The 17,605-nt window shown below is 43.6% G+C and carries 18 protein-coding genes and 1 pseudogene; 18 read left to right on the forward strand and 1 reads right to left on the reverse strand.

Going from position 1 to position 17,605, the window contains the following annotated elements; translation table 11 throughout:
* Positions 1 to 31: 31 nt before the first annotated feature.
* The 6 genes from ABE504_RS32895 to ABE504_RS32920 all read left to right on the forward strand — a co-directional run bounded on the left by ABE504_RS32895 (position 32) and on the right by ABE504_RS32920 (position 5,294).
* Complete coding sequence (locus tag ABE504_RS32895; protein ID WP_430097003.1) at positions 32 to 811, forward strand: reverse transcriptase domain-containing protein; 780 nt, start codon at positions 32 to 34, stop codon at positions 809 to 811.
* A 26-nt stretch (positions 812 to 837) separates the two neighbouring features.
* On the forward strand, positions 838 to 1,434 hold the full coding sequence (locus ABE504_RS32900; protein WP_430096950.1) for an SLATT domain-containing protein: 597 nt from the start codon (positions 838 to 840) through the stop codon (positions 1,432 to 1,434).
* Between the two features lie 129 nt (positions 1,435 to 1,563).
* Complete coding sequence (locus ABE504_RS32905) at positions 1,564 to 3,447, forward strand: AAA family ATPase (RefSeq protein WP_430096952.1); 1,884 nt, start codon at positions 1,564 to 1,566, stop codon at positions 3,445 to 3,447.
* 189 nt (positions 3,448 to 3,636) lie between these two features.
* On the forward strand, positions 3,637 to 3,849 hold the full coding sequence (locus ABE504_RS32910; protein WP_430096954.1) for a hypothetical protein: 213 nt from the start codon (positions 3,637 to 3,639) through the stop codon (positions 3,847 to 3,849).
* Positions 3,850 to 4,231: 382 nt separating this feature from the next.
* On the forward strand, positions 4,232 to 4,810 hold the full coding sequence (locus ABE504_RS32915; RefSeq protein ID WP_430096955.1) for a hypothetical protein: 579 nt from the start codon (positions 4,232 to 4,234) through the stop codon (positions 4,808 to 4,810).
* Positions 4,811 to 4,829: 19 nt separating this feature from the next.
* Positions 4,830 to 5,294 (forward strand): hypothetical protein, encoded by a 465-nt coding sequence (locus ABE504_RS32920; RefSeq protein ID WP_430096957.1) that lies wholly within the window; start codon positions 4,830 to 4,832, stop codon positions 5,292 to 5,294.
* A 128-nt stretch (positions 5,295 to 5,422) separates the two neighbouring features.
* Here the strand turns inward: ABE504_RS32920 and ABE504_RS32925 are convergent, their stop codons facing one another.
* Complete coding sequence (locus ABE504_RS32925) at positions 5,423 to 5,659, reverse strand: helix-turn-helix domain-containing protein (RefSeq protein ID WP_430096959.1); 237 nt, start codon at positions 5,657 to 5,659, stop codon at positions 5,423 to 5,425.
* A 123-nt stretch (positions 5,660 to 5,782) separates the two neighbouring features.
* On the opposite strand from ABE504_RS32925, the gene ABE504_RS32930 reads away from it, so the two are divergent.
* The 12 genes and pseudogenes from ABE504_RS32930 (at position 5,783) to ABE504_RS32985 (ending at position 17,600) form a co-directional block, all read left to right on the forward strand.
* The gene (locus ABE504_RS32930) at positions 5,783 to 6,661 is read left to right on the forward strand and encodes a hypothetical protein (protein WP_430096960.1); all 879 of its coding nucleotides are present in this window, start codon (positions 5,783 to 5,785) and stop codon (positions 6,659 to 6,661) included.
* A 111-nt stretch (positions 6,662 to 6,772) separates the two neighbouring features.
* On the forward strand, positions 6,773 to 7,366 hold the full coding sequence (locus ABE504_RS32935; protein WP_430096962.1) for a stalk domain-containing protein: 594 nt from the start codon (positions 6,773 to 6,775) through the stop codon (positions 7,364 to 7,366).
* Between the two features lie 246 nt (positions 7,367 to 7,612).
* Positions 7,613 to 8,029, forward strand: a pseudogene (locus tag ABE504_RS32940) (ATPase, T2SS/T4P/T4SS family); the annotation flags it as partial.
* Positions 8,026 to 8,778, forward strand: coding sequence for a type II secretion system F family protein (locus ABE504_RS32945; protein ID WP_430096964.1), 753 nt, complete (start codon positions 8,026 to 8,028; stop codon positions 8,776 to 8,778). The pseudogene ABE504_RS32940 and the gene ABE504_RS32945, both read left to right, overlap by 4 nt.
* An 8-nt stretch (positions 8,779 to 8,786) precedes the next feature.
* A complete protein-coding gene (locus ABE504_RS32950; protein WP_430096965.1) occupies positions 8,787 to 9,656 on the forward strand; it encodes a type II secretion system F family protein in 870 nt (289 codons plus the stop codon).
* Between the two features lie 22 nt (positions 9,657 to 9,678).
* Positions 9,679 to 9,906, forward strand: a complete 228-nt coding sequence (locus ABE504_RS32955; RefSeq protein WP_430096967.1) for a Flp1 family type IVb pilin — start codon at positions 9,679 to 9,681, stop codon at positions 9,904 to 9,906.
* Entirely contained in the window at positions 9,896 to 10,900 is a 1,005-nt protein-coding gene (locus tag ABE504_RS32960) for a TadE/TadG family type IV pilus assembly protein (RefSeq protein WP_430096969.1), read from the forward strand. Before ABE504_RS32955 ends, ABE504_RS32960 begins: the two co-directional genes overlap by 11 nt.
* 14 nt (positions 10,901 to 10,914) lie before the next feature.
* Complete coding sequence (locus tag ABE504_RS32965; protein ID WP_430096970.1) at positions 10,915 to 13,173, forward strand: hypothetical protein; 2,259 nt, start codon at positions 10,915 to 10,917, stop codon at positions 13,171 to 13,173.
* A gap of 33 nt (positions 13,174 to 13,206) precedes the next feature.
* On the forward strand, positions 13,207 to 13,878 hold the full coding sequence (locus ABE504_RS32970) for a TadE/TadG family type IV pilus assembly protein (protein WP_430096972.1): 672 nt from the start codon (positions 13,207 to 13,209) through the stop codon (positions 13,876 to 13,878).
* Between the two features lie 34 nt (positions 13,879 to 13,912).
* Complete coding sequence (locus ABE504_RS32975; protein ID WP_430096973.1) at positions 13,913 to 14,410, forward strand: A24 family peptidase; 498 nt, start codon at positions 13,913 to 13,915, stop codon at positions 14,408 to 14,410.
* 16 nt (positions 14,411 to 14,426) lie between these two features.
* A complete protein-coding gene (locus ABE504_RS32980) occupies positions 14,427 to 15,950 on the forward strand; it encodes a DUF6382 domain-containing protein (protein ID WP_430096974.1) in 1,524 nt (507 codons plus the stop codon).
* A gap of 93 nt (positions 15,951 to 16,043) precedes the next feature.
* Positions 16,044 to 17,600 carry an ABC-F family ATP-binding cassette domain-containing protein gene (locus ABE504_RS32985; RefSeq protein WP_430096976.1) on the forward strand — a complete coding sequence of 519 codons (1,557 nt, stop codon included), beginning with the start codon at positions 16,044 to 16,046 and terminating at the stop codon, positions 17,598 to 17,600.
* Positions 17,601 to 17,605: the final 5 nt, after the last annotated feature.

The following is a 17,605-nucleotide window of genomic DNA, read 5'->3' on the forward strand; positions in this document are numbered from 1 at the left end:
TGCCTTATCTTAATGACATTGTCCCCAAGGGATCTCTATTTCTAGTATTCTTGCAAATATTTATTTATCTGATGCAGATAAAAAATTTTTACAAAAAAAGAATGTTGAGTATTTTCGATATGTCGATGATATTTTGATATTGTGTAATGAAAAAGATAAGCATCGACTCATGAACTCAATTAAAAAGGAATTTAAAGATAAATTAAAGCTTGAAGTGAATGAAAAGGAAGATCAAGGGCTAATCACAAAAGGGTTTGACTATCTTGGTTATAAGTATAAAAAAATAAACAAGATAAAAAACATCTACGGTTTTAGCGTGAAAAATAGAAATCTACTAAAATTAGAAAACTCATTAGTTGAAATTTTTTCTGATTATAAAAATAATAAAAATGGGCAAGTTTTTCTATGGAAGTTAAATCTGAGAATTACTGGGTTTATCTTAGATAACAAAAAATATGGATGGTTATTTTTCTACTCTCAAATAGACGATTTATCAATACTTTATCATTTGGATTGGTTTATTAATAATAAGTTGTGTACCATTAATAACATTAAGCCTAATGTAAAAAAAAGAATTAAAAAATTCGTTACCACATATTTTGAAATTATAAAAAAGCGTGGGAGATCAAATTATATTCCTAGAGCAGAAGATTTTTCGATTTCTGAGCAAAAACGTATTTTAGTTGATGTTTTTGAGTTTACTTCAAATACAATTGAGAGTTTATCTGATGAACAAATTAGAATTGCTTTTAAAAATAAAATGTATATTTCCGTTAAGGAATTGGAGCGAGATGTTCAGTCTATTTCTTGAAATCTTTTAGTGAGGACTAGTGAATAATGGATAAACTTATAGGAGAAATTGAGCATTTATTAAATGAACGAGTGTGGAAAACAAAAAAAACAAGAATAGAAGCTGAATCGAGGTTAAAGTTAAATAACGTACTTTCTGATATTATCATAAATTATTATACATTCGCATTATTAGCATTTTCAATTTGGTCGCTTGTTCTTGACCCCAACAGTGATAAAACAAAGCATATTGCACTTAGTACAGTAATTTTATCCGTTGGTTTATTTGGTATAACACTAGTAATGTCTTCAATTGGCTTTAAACAAAAAGCACTACAATTCAAAGAATCATATCTTAAACTAGATAGTTTAGAAAATGAAATAAAGCTGTTGCTAAGGAAAGTTGAGTTCAAAAGTAAAATAGAAATAATTGATGAGTTATATGTACTTGAAACAAAATATAATGATATTTTGTCTTTGACTGATAATCATAACAATGTAGATTTTGAACGACTTGTAATTGGAAGAAAGTTAAAAGGAATAAATTTAACATTAATTTTCAAATATAATACCAAACGATTTATTAAGTGGCTATTTATTGGATTGCTTTTACTGTTTCCAATACTTTTAATATTTCTAGTATAATATCATCTTGGAGCTTTAGGACGTCCACCTCAAAGAAGGTGGCTTTTTCTTTGTATTTTGATGGGCATGTTCATTTATTTAGAAAAATAAAAAATGAACTGAACAACAAATTAAATTAGGAGAGGTAATATGAGTTATTTTATAAAAGATATTGTACTATCTAAAACAATGTTCGTAAATTATAATATTGATGATCGAAGAAATAAGGTATTACCAAACTTATCCAAAATAAATATTTTTGTTGGAGAAAATAACTCAGGAAAAAGTGTTTTTTTACGAAAGTTGTTTTCTTTAACTGATTTAGTTTTCTATCCAAGTACCATTGTTATTGATTCTATCAATGAACTTAAGAAACGGATGAGAGATGAAGTAGTTCAAATACTTAATGAATATAAAATAGATGATTATGAAGGTATTAAACAAAGTATAGATTTTATAGAAAAGATTGAAAAAATAGATATTAATAAAGACCACTTAACACGAATAATGAATGTGGTTAGCAAATTAGAAAGACCTTCTCCTGATGGAGTGATTTTTTATAATGGTGCTATGGTAAGAGACTTACCAATTGGAAATAAAGATGAACTAGTGAAGAAGATTAAGAACCTAGGAAACACATTAAAATATCAGTTGCAAGAAAATAGAGAGGAAATTTCATTTGATTTTAGAAGGATTTATTTCCCATCTTTAAGAGGGCTAAGGCCACTTTCTAAGACCAATGATTTGAACCTGGAAAGAACACATAAAGATTATTTTGATAAAGATTTTTTTCAGATGTTTCAGAGGTTATCAATATTTTCTGGGTATAAAATGTATGACTGGATTCAAGAGTTGAGGTTGAGTAAATATGAGAAAAGGGAAAGATTAGATAGATACGAAGTCTTTTTGAGTAAGGAATTTTTTGGTGGAAAGAAAGTTGAACTTACCGCTGATCGTGATTCTGACGTACTTCTTATAAAAATTGGTGATGAAAAAGAACAGCCTATTTATAACTTGGGTGATGGAATTCAAACTATCATAATTTTTACTTTTCCTTTGTTCATTTATCAAAACGAAAAATTGCTAGTATTCATTGAGGAACCTGAAATTTCATTACATCCAGGTTTGCAAAGGAGACTTATAGAGATTTTATATAATAGCGAAGAGTTTAAAAATACTCAATTCTTCTTTACTACTCATTCGAATCATTTTTTGGATTTAACCTTAGATTATAGTCAGATATCAGTCTATACTTTTAGAAAATTGCTTGGTGAGAAAGTAGGGAAGGAGATTCCATCAAATTTTATTGTTGAGAATGTTAGTAATGAAAACCATAGTGCATTAGAAATACTTGGAGTTAAAAACTCTTCTGTTTTTTTATCTAACTGTACAATTTGGGTAGAGGGAATTACAGATAGATATTATGTAAGACATTACCTGAAATTGTATCAAGAATATTTGAAACTTGGAGAGAAGGAAATACTCAGAGAGGACTATCATTTTTCATTTGTTGAGTATAGCGGAAATAACATTACCCATTGGTCATTTTTAGATGACGAGACAGATGAAGATGGGGCATTCAAATCAATGGATGTTGGAAAACTTTGCAGTAAGTTATTTCTGATTACTGATAAAGATAGTGAAAGGAAATTGAGTAGACAGAAAAAACTTGAGCAAAAATTACAAGAAAGATATTATTGCCTGGATTGCAAAGAGATAGAGAATTTATTAAAACTCGATGTGCTAAAAAAAGTCATTGCTGAATATGAATACTTGGAAATAGAAGAATTAGAATTTACATCTGTTTTTACAGAAGACAACTATAAAAATGAATATTTAGGAAGTTTTATAGAAGGAAAATTAATAAATAAACAAAGGAGAGGAAGCTACGCTCAAGAATCAGGGACAATAAAAGATAAGGTTAAGTTTTGTGAAAAAGCTATAAAGCATATTACAAGTTATGATGATCTTAGTGAAGAAGCTAAAGAGTTAGCGAAAAGAACTTATGTCTTTATAAGGTCAAATAATAGTTAAAGATGGATTCGCTATTAATTTAGATGATATAAAGAGGAATGCGAATATCTAAAATAGCTTTACAAAACTCCTCGTGTGGTATACATTGTACTTATTAATCATATGAACGGAAACCACGAAGCACGTGGAGATATTGGCGAAAGCCTTTATTTCTACGTGCTTTTTTGTTTCCCAAAAGGAGAGATGATGATGAGAAACAGAACAGTTATTAAAACGGATGAGCAACTTCAAAATTGCATTAACGCTAATTTGGAAGTTGAGGTATGGTATGGTGGAGTGTTGGATTGTGTGTCTAAGATTAAAAAATTTGATGGTGAAATGGTAGTGATTGAGCGAGTAACGTTTATAAGGGAGAAATGTGTTTTGAAGATTAAGGGAAGTCATCTTAAACTGGTGAAGTAAGTCTTAAATTGAATGCAAAATTGGTTGGATATGGTATGATACGACTATTAACATAAATGTAAACCATTGAACTACCATATAACAAACTTGAAGAGTCAAGAGAACTTAGAAATGCCATTATTCAACAAAATATTTGGCAAAAGAACAAATCAAAGCTTATTTCTTATATAATAACGCTGAGATGGAAGATATGATTGCTAAATATCCACGTACGTAAGCGGAACTTCTTGAAGTGAAAGTGTTTAGCAAAGTTAAGTTGAGAAATATGGTACTGCTATTTTTGGGATATTTAATGGTGAAAATAGCATTAAACAGCCAGGATTTTAATGTATGGGCAATATGGGAATCCACATGGAATATAATTAAGCAAGGAGGAAGGGCAATGTCTTGGGATAAGGACTTTGAGAGGAAAAATCCATGTCCTTGTGGTGGAAGTACATATACCGTTGAAAGTTATTCAGATGATTGGGGCAGGAATGAAGAAAAATGGTTTATGAGTTGCCATATTTGTAATCAAACTCATGTCCTTTTCACAAACGACTACTATGATTCAGGATTATCAGTATCATCAAATTTTTGGGTAACTCAACAATCATTACAAAACTACAAAACACTCGTTGAAGATTTTAGCAAGATACAAAAAGATACTATAAACTTCTTAAAAGAGTGTTACTTAGATCAATGGTTACAGTCATTCACACATTTAAGGTCTAAGAAAGCAATTTGGGAAAGACTATCCTCAACATTAGGTTTGGGAATTTCACTACCCACGTTTTATAAGCACTGCACGAATGTACAAGAATACCTTCAAGACCTATTTAGGTTACAGTTTGTTAAAAAGATAGTGGATATTTTGGAGGTATCAAACGAGGAAATCACCTTGAAATTTAAGGAAATAGAAACAAAAGAAGCAGAAGTACGAGCTGTTAAGGCAATTCTCATTAAGAATGGCTTTAGATAGCTAGACATATGGAGGAACAATGCTACTTTCTTCAGTCCAAAAGGGAAAGCTTATCGAATCCCAAATAGCTAACATGCTGACTCTAGTATCAGACGGTCAAATCAATGTAAGTATTCCAATAGTTGATGATGACGGTATCGACTTATTGGTGAATCGTAAGGGATGCTTTAATGTTGTATTCCTGCAAGTGAAATCAAGGTTTGTTACAACTAGTGGATTCAAAAACAGATTGGATTTTCAGGTTCAAAAGAGTTCATTCAAAGTTTCTGATAACTTTTATATATTGTGTGTTTATTTTGACCAAGCCAAAAACGAAATAGATACAATGTGGTTGATACCATCAATTGAAGTGAAAAATCAATCCGTTTCTTTGGAATTACATTTTAGGATTGTAGCGAATAGAAACGAAGTAAGTAATGACAAATGGTCTGGATTTAAAGTTACTCCTGAAAGGCTGATAAGTTCGCTTGAAGTTATTCTTTAGATAAGATGACTCGTAAATGACCCAAAAGTACCTTCCATAAAATTCTTCTTTTATGTAAGGCTTAAGTAACCGCATTGAACGAAATCAGACCCCTACAGAATCGCTTCTGAGGGGTCTTTTAGTGTTGGCTAATGGGGTTGGTTATCAAATTCTAGTTCAACTAGCTGCAACAATTCTGACGGTTTCATATGCAGTGCATTGCAAATAGAAAATATCGTGTTGATTGTGGGCTTTCTCTTACCACGCTCAAGCATACTTATATAAGTACGATCTAAACTGGAATCAAAGGCTAGTTTTTCCTGTGATATTCCTCTGTTTTCTCTTATTTGCTTCAAAATATTTCCGAATATGTATTGGATGGTCAAAGGAATAAACTCCTTTTTAGACCATTATTGAATTGAGAAGGGGTAACCTCTACGGACTATAGTCTACATATGGTGATTTGTGGTAAAATACGTAGACTATAGTCACGAATGGAGGGGAGATTCTTGATCTACACGAAAACACCGAAGCAAATTGAAAAAGAAACTGGTAGACGGTTCGTTGACATTTGCAAAGAATTAATTAGTGAGGGGTTATCTCCTACAGAAATAGCCCAAAAATTACATTTAAGAGGTTCAGATCCAGTCCAAGCGAGTTTGTACAAAGAAAGGTTAGCAGATAAGCGAAACATCTTATTTCCTGAATTTGTTGATCAAAGCACAAAAGATTTAATTGCTCTTTGTCCAAAAGTTATTGGCATTGAATATAAGGATTTCATACATCAAAAGTATATTATTGATGGCATGTCAGCAGCCCAAATTGCTAGTATTATTGGGCAAAATGAGAAAAAAATTGAAAGGCATATTAAAAGTTTTGGATTTTCGAAAACACCTGCTCAAGCTAGAAAGGATTCAGTAAGAAGCGGAGTAATTAACTATCAACAAATAGTGGCTAACTCTAGGAAAACAAGGAGAAAATCAAACTCATTCTCTAATTCTCAAGATATGGTTCGATACATGTTTAAAAGTCATATTGAGAGAATCATTTCCAACCTGAATATTATCGAGATAGAAGTGATTTTAGGATTTGATGAAATGGGTATTTTAGGGGACAAGGAGGTAGACATTCCAATTGTGATTTTCAAAGGAGAATCTACTTACAAATTTTCAATTGAACTTAATGGTGAATATGTTCATTCTACTAATCGAGCCATACAGCGTGATGATGAAAAAGCAGTTAGATTAAAAGCGAAAGGATGGTTGCATTTCATAATTACGTACTCACAATCAAACGCAAAGATTGAGGAACAAGTAATAATCATTTTAGAGCAAATTTTCGGAATTGTCTTAAATAGAAATTTCAAAATAAATTTCAACGGTTTGTAAGAATGATTCATTGCATGAGTACGAATGCGAGTGGATGAGAGTTCAAATGTAGCTGTAAGTATTATGTTTAATAGAGAGTATGATGAATATTAATCGAATGGAGAGCAAAATATGAAAAAACTTATAACTGGAATCATAATTGGGAGTGCTTTGACAGCATCAACTGCTGTTGCCGCAGACACAACTTTACAAAAAATTGAAGCATATTTGAATCCATCACTACCTATTACATTAGATGGAACTAAATTAGAATTGCAAAATCCACCAATCACTTATAATGGAACTACCTATTTACCGTTAAGAGATTTTGCAACTACATTTAATAAAGATGTTAATTGGAATGATTCTACAAAAACAGTTGAATTGGGTAGTAAGGCAGTAAGTGTAAATAGTGATTCTATAATTAAAGAAAGGGGTAATATCATGTCAGACCTGCAGGTAATAGATGAACATATGACCTTTGATAATGACAACAAGCAGTTGTTGATAGATAGTGTTCCATATGTTTCTCTATTTAGAACTACTTTCAACACCAGCCTTTTTCCAGTAGAAACGAATTTGACTAACAAGACTATTAGTTTTGCTAATGGAAAAATTATCTACAACTATGTAGATAACGATATATCAACATATTATGCAGGTGATATTTTCATTAAAAAAAGTATCATCGACAAAATTACACAAGATTTAAAAGGGATGCAATAGTAGCATCCCTTTTCTTTTATCCAAATCTCGCAACAGTATTGCGTCATTGAATAAATTTGAAGGATTAACGTATGAATTATCACTTGAATGTATAATGTCAAATTCTTGGGAGAAGCAGCGTGAGAGACGGTTTTCGAATGCTGGTTTGGGATGGCGCAGAAGACTGGACAGGGATGTCACATCGCCTCCACATATGAAAACAGATTCCTGCAAATTAGAATAATAAATATAACCTATTATATATATATGCTTTCGGCGATGAACACAGGACATGACGGAAGTCTTAGCACGGGCCATGGCAACTCCTCAAAGGATATGCTTAGCCGCCTGGAGACGATGGTGCTTAGCGCTGCGCCGCTGCCGATTGAGGTTATTCGTAAGCAGATTGCGTCTGCGCTCGATATTCTCGTTCACATCTCCCGGATGCGGGACCGTACGCGCAAAGTTACGGAGATTCATCAGGTGGTCGGCTTGAAGGAAGGTGAGGTCGAGCTGCAGCCGCTATTTCGTTTCGTTGAAAGAGGTGAGACGGAGGAAGGCAAGGTGCTTGGCGAGCTGGTCTATACCGGAGAAAATCTGTGGAATGAAGCCAAGCTGCGCATGGCCGGCAAAATGCTTCCTTCATGGTTTCAAACGCATAGCAAAGCAGGTGAAGCGGTGTGATTCACATTTATCGAAACTACAACGAGTATGATCTTTCCAGGCGGGAAAAAGTGGCAGCGGTGCTGATGCTGGCGATCCCGGCTTTTGCGGTGGGATATGTATTTTATAAAAGCGTGCCCCTCGCCGCATTGCTTTCGTTAAGCGGAGCACTGTTCCCGCGTTACAGGAGAAAACAGCTTATTGCCCGGCAGCAGCAGAAGCTGTATGTGCAATTCAAGCAAGCGCTGAGCTGTTTGTCGTCTTCGCTGACAGTTGGGAAATCCGTAGAGTCGGCCTTTCGCGATGCGTGGGAGGATTTGAAGCTGCTGTATCCCGACCACGGCTGCTTTATTGTTCAGGAGTTTGGACTTATCTGCCGCAAGGTTGAAACCGGCGAGCCGATCGAACAAGCGCTGCTGCATTTTGCTCAGCGGAGCCATGTTGACGATATTCGTAATTTTACGGATGTGTTTCTAACCTGCAAGCGAACCGGCGGTAACCTGATTGAGGTGATGAAGCGTACGGCGGCGATCATCGGCGAAAAACTTGAGATTCAGCAGGAGATTTCCGTGATGGTTGCGCAAAAGAAATTTGAAGCCCGGGTGCTGCTTTTTGCCCCGATCGTTATTGTGGCGGTGCTGGCGTTCTCCTCGCCGGATTATATGGTTCCGCTGTACCGGGGAGGGGGCTTGCTCATTATGACGGGAGCTTTGCTTGCTCTAGGTGTGTGCTACGCCGCCACTCAAAAAATTATGAATATTCAGGTGTAACCATGTGGATGCAATGGATGGGTATGCTGCCGCTGGCCGGCATCGGCCTGGTATGGGGGATCGGGCGCGGGCATAGTACCCGCCAGCCTTTGCCCAAGGAGGAAGCTGAGAAGTTCCGGTTGACGTGGTTGTTTCCTTTCAGCCTGTTTCTCATCGATAAGCTGCGCATAATGGAGAAATTACCGGAATTGACGGCCAAAATTCATCATAAATGGCTCGTTTTGCATGGCAGAAGCTTTGCGGCGCAAGGGGCCAAATTATTTCTGGCCGAGGCGATTGCAGCAGGCGCGTTAAGTCTTACGGTGTTTGCCCTGCTGTTCACACTTGCCGGAGGGGAGATCAGCTTGCTCTTGCTCGGAGTGCTAGCTGCGGCTGTGACTCCACTGCTGATGATTCGCGAGTTGGATGCGAGAATACGCCGCAAGCAGCAGGAAATGATCATCGAGCTGCCGGAGTTTCTCAGCACGATGATCCTGCTCGTGAACGCCGGCGAGACCGTGAATCGTGCCTGGATTCGCGCTGTCAGGGCGAAGCCGCACAAGGCGCAATCCCCGTTATACAAAGAGCTGTTGATCGCCGTGCACGAGCTGGAAATGAATGCTTCCTTCGGCAAAGTGCTGGAGGAATTCAGCAAGCGCTGCGCTTTGCATGAAATTTCCCTCTTTACTTCGACGCTGCTGCTGAATCACAAGCGTGGCGGCAGCGAATTTGTGAACGCGCTCCAAGCGCTCTCTCTTGAGCTGTGGCAGCGGCGCAAAGCGGTTTCGCGAACGTTGGGAGAAGAAGCTTCGTCGAAGCTTGTGTTTCCAATGGTCGTTATTTTTATCGTCGTGATGGTCATTGTGGGGAGTCCTGCGCTGCTCATCATGAATCAATAAACTGGTAAAGGAAGGTGCGGACATGTCTGCATATAAACAAGCAATAAGGCGTTTTTGGAAAGAGGAGGACGGGCTGGGTACGCTCGAAATTTTGTTGATTGTCGCAGTGTTGGTTGCCATAGCCATTATCTTCAGAAAGTGGATCGTTTCTTGGTTTCAAAAGCTGATCGGGGACGCCAACTCGGATTTGAAAGACAACAGCGCCGTCGCTCCGTGCGCGCCAAGCCCAACGACAAGCTGTGCGCCGTAAAATCCGATTCACTTTGCTGCGCAGCGAGCGAGGCAGTTACACGATAGAGGCCTCGCTTGTTTTTCCGCTCATTCTGGTGTGCACGATCACGCTTCTGTTTGCGGGCCTGTATGCCTATCAGCGCGTATTTGTCGCGGAGCGGGCGGGAACGGCCGCCGAGCGGCTTGCAGCGACGTGGGACAACAGCCGCAAAAACATTGCGTCCGGCAGCTACTCGCCGGGTGAATCGGACGGCTTGTACTGGCGGCTGTCTAGCGACCATGTGCTCGACTTATTCGGCATGCTGTTCCAGCAAGGGCAGACGACGATCGCTCTGACTGCATCACAGCCGGCAAATCTGGTCGAGCGCAAGCTGGTGAGAGCCGGTGAGCTGCTCCCTCGCGGCGTGGAAGGAACGGCAAGCTATCGCAATCTGTTGGTGGATCGCCAGATCGAAGTGGATCTTGAGAAATCGTTCATGGCGCCGCCGGTGTTTCAGAAATGGTTGAATGGGGATCGCACCAGTGGCAAGGCCGTGACGCATGTTGTGGATGCAGTGGAATTAATTCGACTGACGGATATCACTCGCACCTATTTCTCTGCAATCAAGGATCGCATTTCGCCAGCAAAAGCGAAGGAGGCGCTGGTTGAACCTGCGCACGAGGAGTTGTCGGGACCGAGCATCTCGATTCAGTCCGAACGGCAGGCTTCCACGTACTTGAGGTCGCTCGTCGGCGGCTCAGAGGTCGTGCTGACGACCCCGTCCGGCAAAAGCAGAACGATTGACGCCTTGGACGGTCGCGGGATTGCGCACCAAGCCTTTTACAGCATGACGGAAAGCCAGCTGCGTGCGGAGCAACTCCCCAAGGATGTGGAGCTGCTGGAGCAGGGGGCGACTGTTAAGGGGGTTGTTTGGCACTTTTTCAAAAAGGATGCCAGCGGAAAAGGAATGCCCTCTGACGCTTTTCGCAAGGAGCTTGAACGGAAAGGGATCGTTGTCGTTATTCATAATTAGAAAGGGGAGAACCTTTGAGGCGTTTTCTTTATTCCGCTAACGGGGCGGTATCGGTGTATCTCATCTTGATTATCGTTCCGATTTTCATTTTTCAAGCCGTGCTAATTGATTTCGCAAGAATACAAACGGCAAGCCAAGAGTCGCAAATTGCGGTTGACGCAGCAGCCAGGTCCGTGCTGTCGGCTTTCGACCCGAAGCTTCAGCAGTACGGTCTGTACGCTGTCGCACAGCCTCAACCGGAATCCCAGGCGATTTTCGAGGAGATGTTCACGAATAACTTATCTGGTGCTGTTACCGCAACCAGACTTCATTGGGCGGATACGAAGCCAGTAGACGGCACGCTGAGACTGACGCCGGTGTACGCGCTGTCCAGCCATGTCGTATTCAAACAGCAAGTGTTGGAAGACATGAAAATTAAGGCGCCGATCGAGTTCACGCTCGAAATCGCGGATAAATTTACGAAACAAGGCATGACGGAACCGTTTCGATTCGGATCGAGCTTCACCCAAAAAGCGGCGGAGATCGAGAGGAGAATCGAGGAGCGGGAGCAGAAGCTAGACGAAGCTTGGGACACATCGGAAAAGCTATACAAAAAGCTTGCCGGCTATCACACGGATTATGCGAAAAGAATTGCCGAGCTTGATGCGCTGGCATCGCGCATTGGCCTGCATACCGCCGATGAAGTGCGGAGTGAAATTGCGAATGTCAGATCGCAGTTGGAATCGCTCTATGCATCGATGCGCGACATTGATGCGTCGATCGCTTCACTTGCTCGTGCGGGTGAAGCTGCCGCTGCCGGCATTCAGTCGCTCACAGCTTCCAAGCAAACGCTCGCGAATCAGGTGAGCCAGCTTTCACAAAAAATGAACGATCTGGAGCAACTGCTTCAAGATATTGTGACGTATGCGTCGCTGCTGGCGGCAACAAAGCTAGAAGCAAGCAGCCAGGTCAAAGTCGTTCAGCAATTGCAGCAAGAGGTCGAGGGGCTGTTAAGGGAAGCTAAGACGATCAATGAAGATATCCGGTCCAAAGTAGGAGCTGCCGGACAAGCCTCAGCGAATTCAGCGAATGATGTCTTTTCCCACGTTGCGGTCCTAGGGGAGGCATATTTTTACGAGTATCAGACGGGGATAGCCGGGATGACGGCGCTGTTTGCCGCGTTTGAAGCCAAAATGGCAAATATTTACTTGTTTACTGGGGATAAGACTGCGGAAGCGAATCAGGCGAATGATGCCTATGGCGACGCATCGACAAGCTTCTATGCGAAGCAGCAGCCCTTGGAACAAGCTAGAATTGGCGCAAACGAGGCGGCCCAAAGTCAGAAAAACGATCAGCGCAGCAAGATCCAGAATGTACTTGATAAAGCCAAGCAGGCGATCGGTGGCTGCTCCATTACGGGGGTTGCAGATGGAGACAGCGACCTTTACGACAAGCTGCAGGGCGAAGGACAATCGAACGGCTTTTTTCAGAAATACATGACGGTTAATCGTCAAACGGCTTCGTTCGGCAGTGAAATACCGGTAGAGACGGAGAAAGCCGAGCCATTTGCCTTGCACGCCATGAGCCTGCTCGAAGCTTTCAATCAAGCAGCGGCAGTCGTTCGTGACGAGCTTTACTTGAACGAATATGGGCTGACTAAATTTAATTACAGAACCTATGGGCTGGAGAAAGACCGCTCCGGCGATGTGAAAAAAGCGAACGCGCTGACAGATCCTGCCGCGCACGCCTTGGCAGCGCAGGAGGCCGAGTATTTGCTCTACGGCTTCTCTTCCTGCACGGCCAATATGGCGTCGGCGTATGGCGAAATGTTCGCTTTCCGTGCGGCCATTCGGACGCTGGAAGCGCTGCTGGATCCGAAAAAGGAGCTGCTGAATATCGGTTCGCCGATGCTTGTTCTGTTAGTGGCTGCAGCTGAAGGAACGGTGAAAGCTTATCAGGACATGAGCCAGCTCGTGAAAGGGGAAGCGGTGGAATTGTCAGCCAAGCTGGGCGGTAAAGCGCTGACGCTGACGTATAAAGACTATCTGCGCATCTTCATGATGCTGCACAGCAACAACAGCAAGCTGCTTGCCAGAATGCAGTCGCTGATTGAGCTAAACAGCAGAGTCGATCTGACGCAGACGACGACCTATCTGCAAGCGAATGCCGTTAGCGAACTCAGGCTCTGGTTTATTCCGCAGGTCATGAAGCTGCTGGATGGCACCGGTCTTTTAACCTGCAAAGTTCAAGGAACTAGCTGTCAATTTCACACATCGACGGTCGTTTCTTATTGAACTTGATCTGATAGCGCCGGAAGGGGGAGCGGGTTGCTAATAAAGTTAATGAAAGAGCGCTCCGGGGGAATTGTGCTCGAGGCAGCGCTGATTTTGCCATTCTTTCTTGCGTTTGTCATGGGTTTGGTCGTCTGTGTTCAGTTAGCTCTGTTGGAAATGGCACTGAATGTCGGCGTCTCTGAAGCAACAAAAACGATTGCCGGACAAATTTATCCGGTGAGACTGCTCGTCCAGGAGGCGGCGGAAAAATGGAATCAAAGCAGCGCAGCGTCGGCCATTCAAAGCGCCATTGACAAGGTGGAGGCGGCGAGAAACGGCGTGACGTCAGCGGAGTCGCTTGCTGACGACTATGCGGCTTATATTCCGGATGCGGTGTTGGAACTTGTACGCTGGGAGAAGGAGAAGCGGGAATCTGGCGAAGCTGCGCTCCAAGGAGAATGGGACGAATTCGTGGACGAACAAGTGAAATCGCGGATGCTGGCGGCGTTTACACCGATTGTTTATGGGTTTTGCAATGAGGCTGTGGTTGATAAAGCAAGTTTCCAGGTAACGGATGTGCAGCTCCCGAGTTTGACGCAAGACGGAAATGCCAATTTCGTCATTGAAGCGCAGCTTACGTACCGGCTGCCGATTCCTTTTATGAGCCGGACCGTCATCTTACGCAAGCGAGCGATGGAACGCACATGGATTGGCGCATCAGGCTAGAAAATAGCGGGGAGGGAAAAAGGTGGTTCATATCATGCTTTTCTTGATTATTGGAATTGCGTTTGTGCTGGATGCCAGCAAAGCGATCATTCCGAACGCCTTGACACTACTGGGAACCCTCATGGGTGTTGGGTATCACGGAGCGATAGAGGGGTGGAGCGGCATCGGGTACGCAGTGACCGGCAGCCTGACAGGGTTTATGGCGATGCTGCTGCTCTATCTCATTGGCGCTTTAGGCGCAGGGGATGTGAAGCTGTTTGCGGCGATCGGTGCGATGATGGGGACGGGCTTTGTCCTGCAAACGGGGGTATATGCGATTTGTTGCGCGGGCGTCATAGGCGCCTTCCTCCTTATCGTCCGCAGAAAAGTACGGGCGACAAGCGCTCGGCTGACCGGATGGCTGTTCACCTTTGTCGCGCTTAGACGCATTGAGGGGCTATTTGAATTGCAGAAACAGCCTAATCTGAAGTTTCCTTTTATGTACGCCGTTGTTCCCGGAGTAGCAATGGCTTGGTACTATTCGTTCGTGTAGATGGGGTGAAGGAATGATGTTGCAATCCGTTTATGGGTTACAGGTACAATTTAGCAGCCAGTATGGCCACTGTATGGAGCTCTATAAGGAGGATGGGCTGAAATGGTCGGATCTGGACGCTTTGCAGGTCAAGATGCTTGAAGCGAATCCGGCGCCATTTCTGCTTCCTTTTCGCATTCAGGAGGTGGACCAGTGCATTCGCCTATACTACGAGCTTGCTTCAACACGTATGCTGGCCTCATGGGTTCAAGTGGAGGCGCTGTCTTTGCAGCATGTGAGCAAGCTGATGACCTCGATATGTACAGCCTTGCTGGAAAGTGGAAATTATATGTTGGATGAACCGAAATTTGTGCTGAATGAGCACTTCATGTTCGTGGGCAAAGAATGGTCGGACGTCTATTTGACGTATGTGCCGATAGCGGAAGCAGATAAAAACGGCGATACGACGCAAGGAAGCGACACGGTCATGGACTTTTTTCGGCGGCTTGTGCAGTATGTGGTCGATCGTGACCGGTCTGACCTTGAGCTGTGGTTAGAGAAACATGGCACGGAGACGAGTTTAAAGGCGCTGCGTGATGCATTAAGTGAGCTTAACAGTCAGCCTGGCGAAGCTTCTCTTCGAGGTGAAGACGGATTCTTTGCCGCTGCTCCCGACCAGGCGGGGGGAGGCGCGCAGTCCAGCATGGAGGAAAGATCAGCATCAACGAGTCGTGATGCGTCAATGGATTCTATCTCGGATTTGTACGCAAGCGCCCTGCCTGGACCCGTTCGGCAGACCAAACAACCGAGGGAGCTCTTACTGCCGAACGTGACAACCGGTGACGCCAAAAGGCAGCTTCTGTTTACACCGCTAAGCAGCCGTGCTCGTTGGATGTGGACTAGTGCGATGCTGATCGTCTGCGCATACGTGTGGAGCCAATACTTGGATCAGAGGGGCACAGCTCAGTTTCAATTTGCGGTCGGCTGTTCGATCCTGTTCGCCGTCCTGGCACTCATCTTGCATATTCGAGGTTTCCCGAGGCTGGCTAAAGAGACGCGTGCAGAGCGGCAGGAACCATCACCGCATGGAGCGGCGACAGCGTTTCAAGATGGAAGCGAAGCTCATCTGTCTCGAGCTCCTATGAACGTAGAGGACTATTATCGCAATCTTCCGCTTCATACAACAATGCTCGGACAAGGCGGGAATATGCAGGCGACCGTCTTTCTTGGCGGGATGAGCAGGCAAACGAAAGGTCCGCGATTAGATTACGTTCTGGATGGCAAGACGCTGTCCGCAGAGGTAACTTCTTTCCCTTTTACGATCGGGCGGGGTGAGGCTAAATCTGCGGTCAGTCTGGTGCTGGATGTATCGGGCATTTCCCGAATTCACGCAGAAATCATCCGGAGCGAGGAGGGTCAGTTGGCGATGAAAGATACGGGCTCAACCAACGGGACGCAGGTGAACGGAAAGCCGTTGGTCGCTTACCAGCCATATCCGCTGCAGGAGGGGGATGTGATTCGTCTCGTTTCAGTCGAGCTAACGTTTCGGGTTTCGTCATAAAGATCATTTCCTCTTATGCGGCGGGGGTGATATAATAAGGAGTCGCGTGCAATTTGCGCGCAGTTTGAATGAGACGGGAGTTTGTTTGACAGAATGAGTCTTTTGACGGTTGATGCGCTCAGCCATAGTTTTGGGGATCGCACGTTATTTAAAAATGTCTCTTTCCGCCTCCTGGCGGGAGAGCATGTCGGCATCGTAGGAGCCAACGGCGTAGGGAAGTCTACGCTCATGAATATATTGACAGGCAAGCTGCTCAAAGATACGGGCAAAGTCGAATGGACACCGCGTGTGCATTACGGTTATTTGGACCAGCATTCCGTGTTGGAAGCGGGGAAGACGATTCGCGATATTTTGCGGGATGCGTTTCTGCCGCTGTATGAAGAAGAAAAGCGCATGATGGCGATTACCGATCGCATGGGCGACGCTTCGCCGGAGGAACTGGAGACGCTGCTCGAGCAGATGGGTGAAATTCAGGAGAAGCTGGAAATCGGCGATTTTTATATGTTGGACGTGAAAGTGGAAGAAATGGGCAACGGGCTCGGCTTGAACGCCATCGGCCTCGACCGCGACGTGACTTCGCTCAGCGGCGGGCAGCGGACGAAGGTGCTACTTGCCAAGCTTTTGCTGGAAAAGCCGCAGGTGCTGCTGCTTGACGAGCCGACCAACTACCTGGATGTCGAGCATATCGAATGGCTCAAGCAGTATTTGAAAGAGTATCCGTATGCGTTCATGCTCATTTCTCACGATACGGAATTTATGAATGAAGTCGTGAACGTCATCTATCATCTCGAATTTACGAAATTAACCCGCTACACGGCGAACTATGAGAAGTTCCTGGAGATGGCGGACATGAATAAAACGCAGCATTTGGAAGCGTACGAGAAGCAGCAGGAGTATATCAAGCAGCAGGAAGATTTTATCGCGCGCAACAAGGCCAGAGCGTCGACGTCGACCCGCGCAAAGAGCCGGCAAAAGCATTTGGAGAAAATTGAGCGGATCGATAAGCCGGAAACGGCGATGAAGCCTACTTTTGTATTCAAAGAATCGCGCTCGAGTGGTAGAATCGTATTTGAAGCGAGCGGACTCCAAATCGGTTATGATCGGCCGCTCTTGCCCCAGATGGACGTGCAGATCGAGCGGGGAGAGAAAATTGCGATCGTCGGCTGCAACGGTGTCGGCAAATCGACACTGCTCAAGACGATTTTGGGCAAAATTAAACCGTTCAGCGGCACGACGTACTTGGGCGACTACTTGAGTCCTGCCTACTTCGAGCAGGAAGTCAAGGCGCCGGGCTTGACGCCGATTGAGGACGTCTGGAACGAGTACTCGTCCATGACGCAGAATGAGGTGCGCGGCGCACTCGCCAGATGCGGCTTGAAAAACGAGCACATCACACGTGCCATGAGCATGCTGAGCGGGGGCGAGCAAGCCAAAGTCCGCTTATGCAAAATGCTGATGAAGGAAAGCAATTGGCTGCTGATGGACGAGCCGACGAATCACTTGGATGTCGTCGCCAAAGAGGAGCTGCAGCGGTCGCTGAAATCGTACAAAGGCACAGTTTTGCTCGTGTGCCATGAGCCGGAGTTTTACGAAGGCTGGGTATCGCGCATTTGGGATGTCGAAGCTTGGTCGGCGGCAATTACAAAATAGGAGGC

Source organism: Paenibacillus oryzisoli, assembly GCF_050467285.1.
Taxonomy (GTDB): domain Bacteria; phylum Bacillota; class Bacilli; order Paenibacillales; family NBRC-103111; genus Paenibacillus_E; species Paenibacillus_E oryzisoli_A.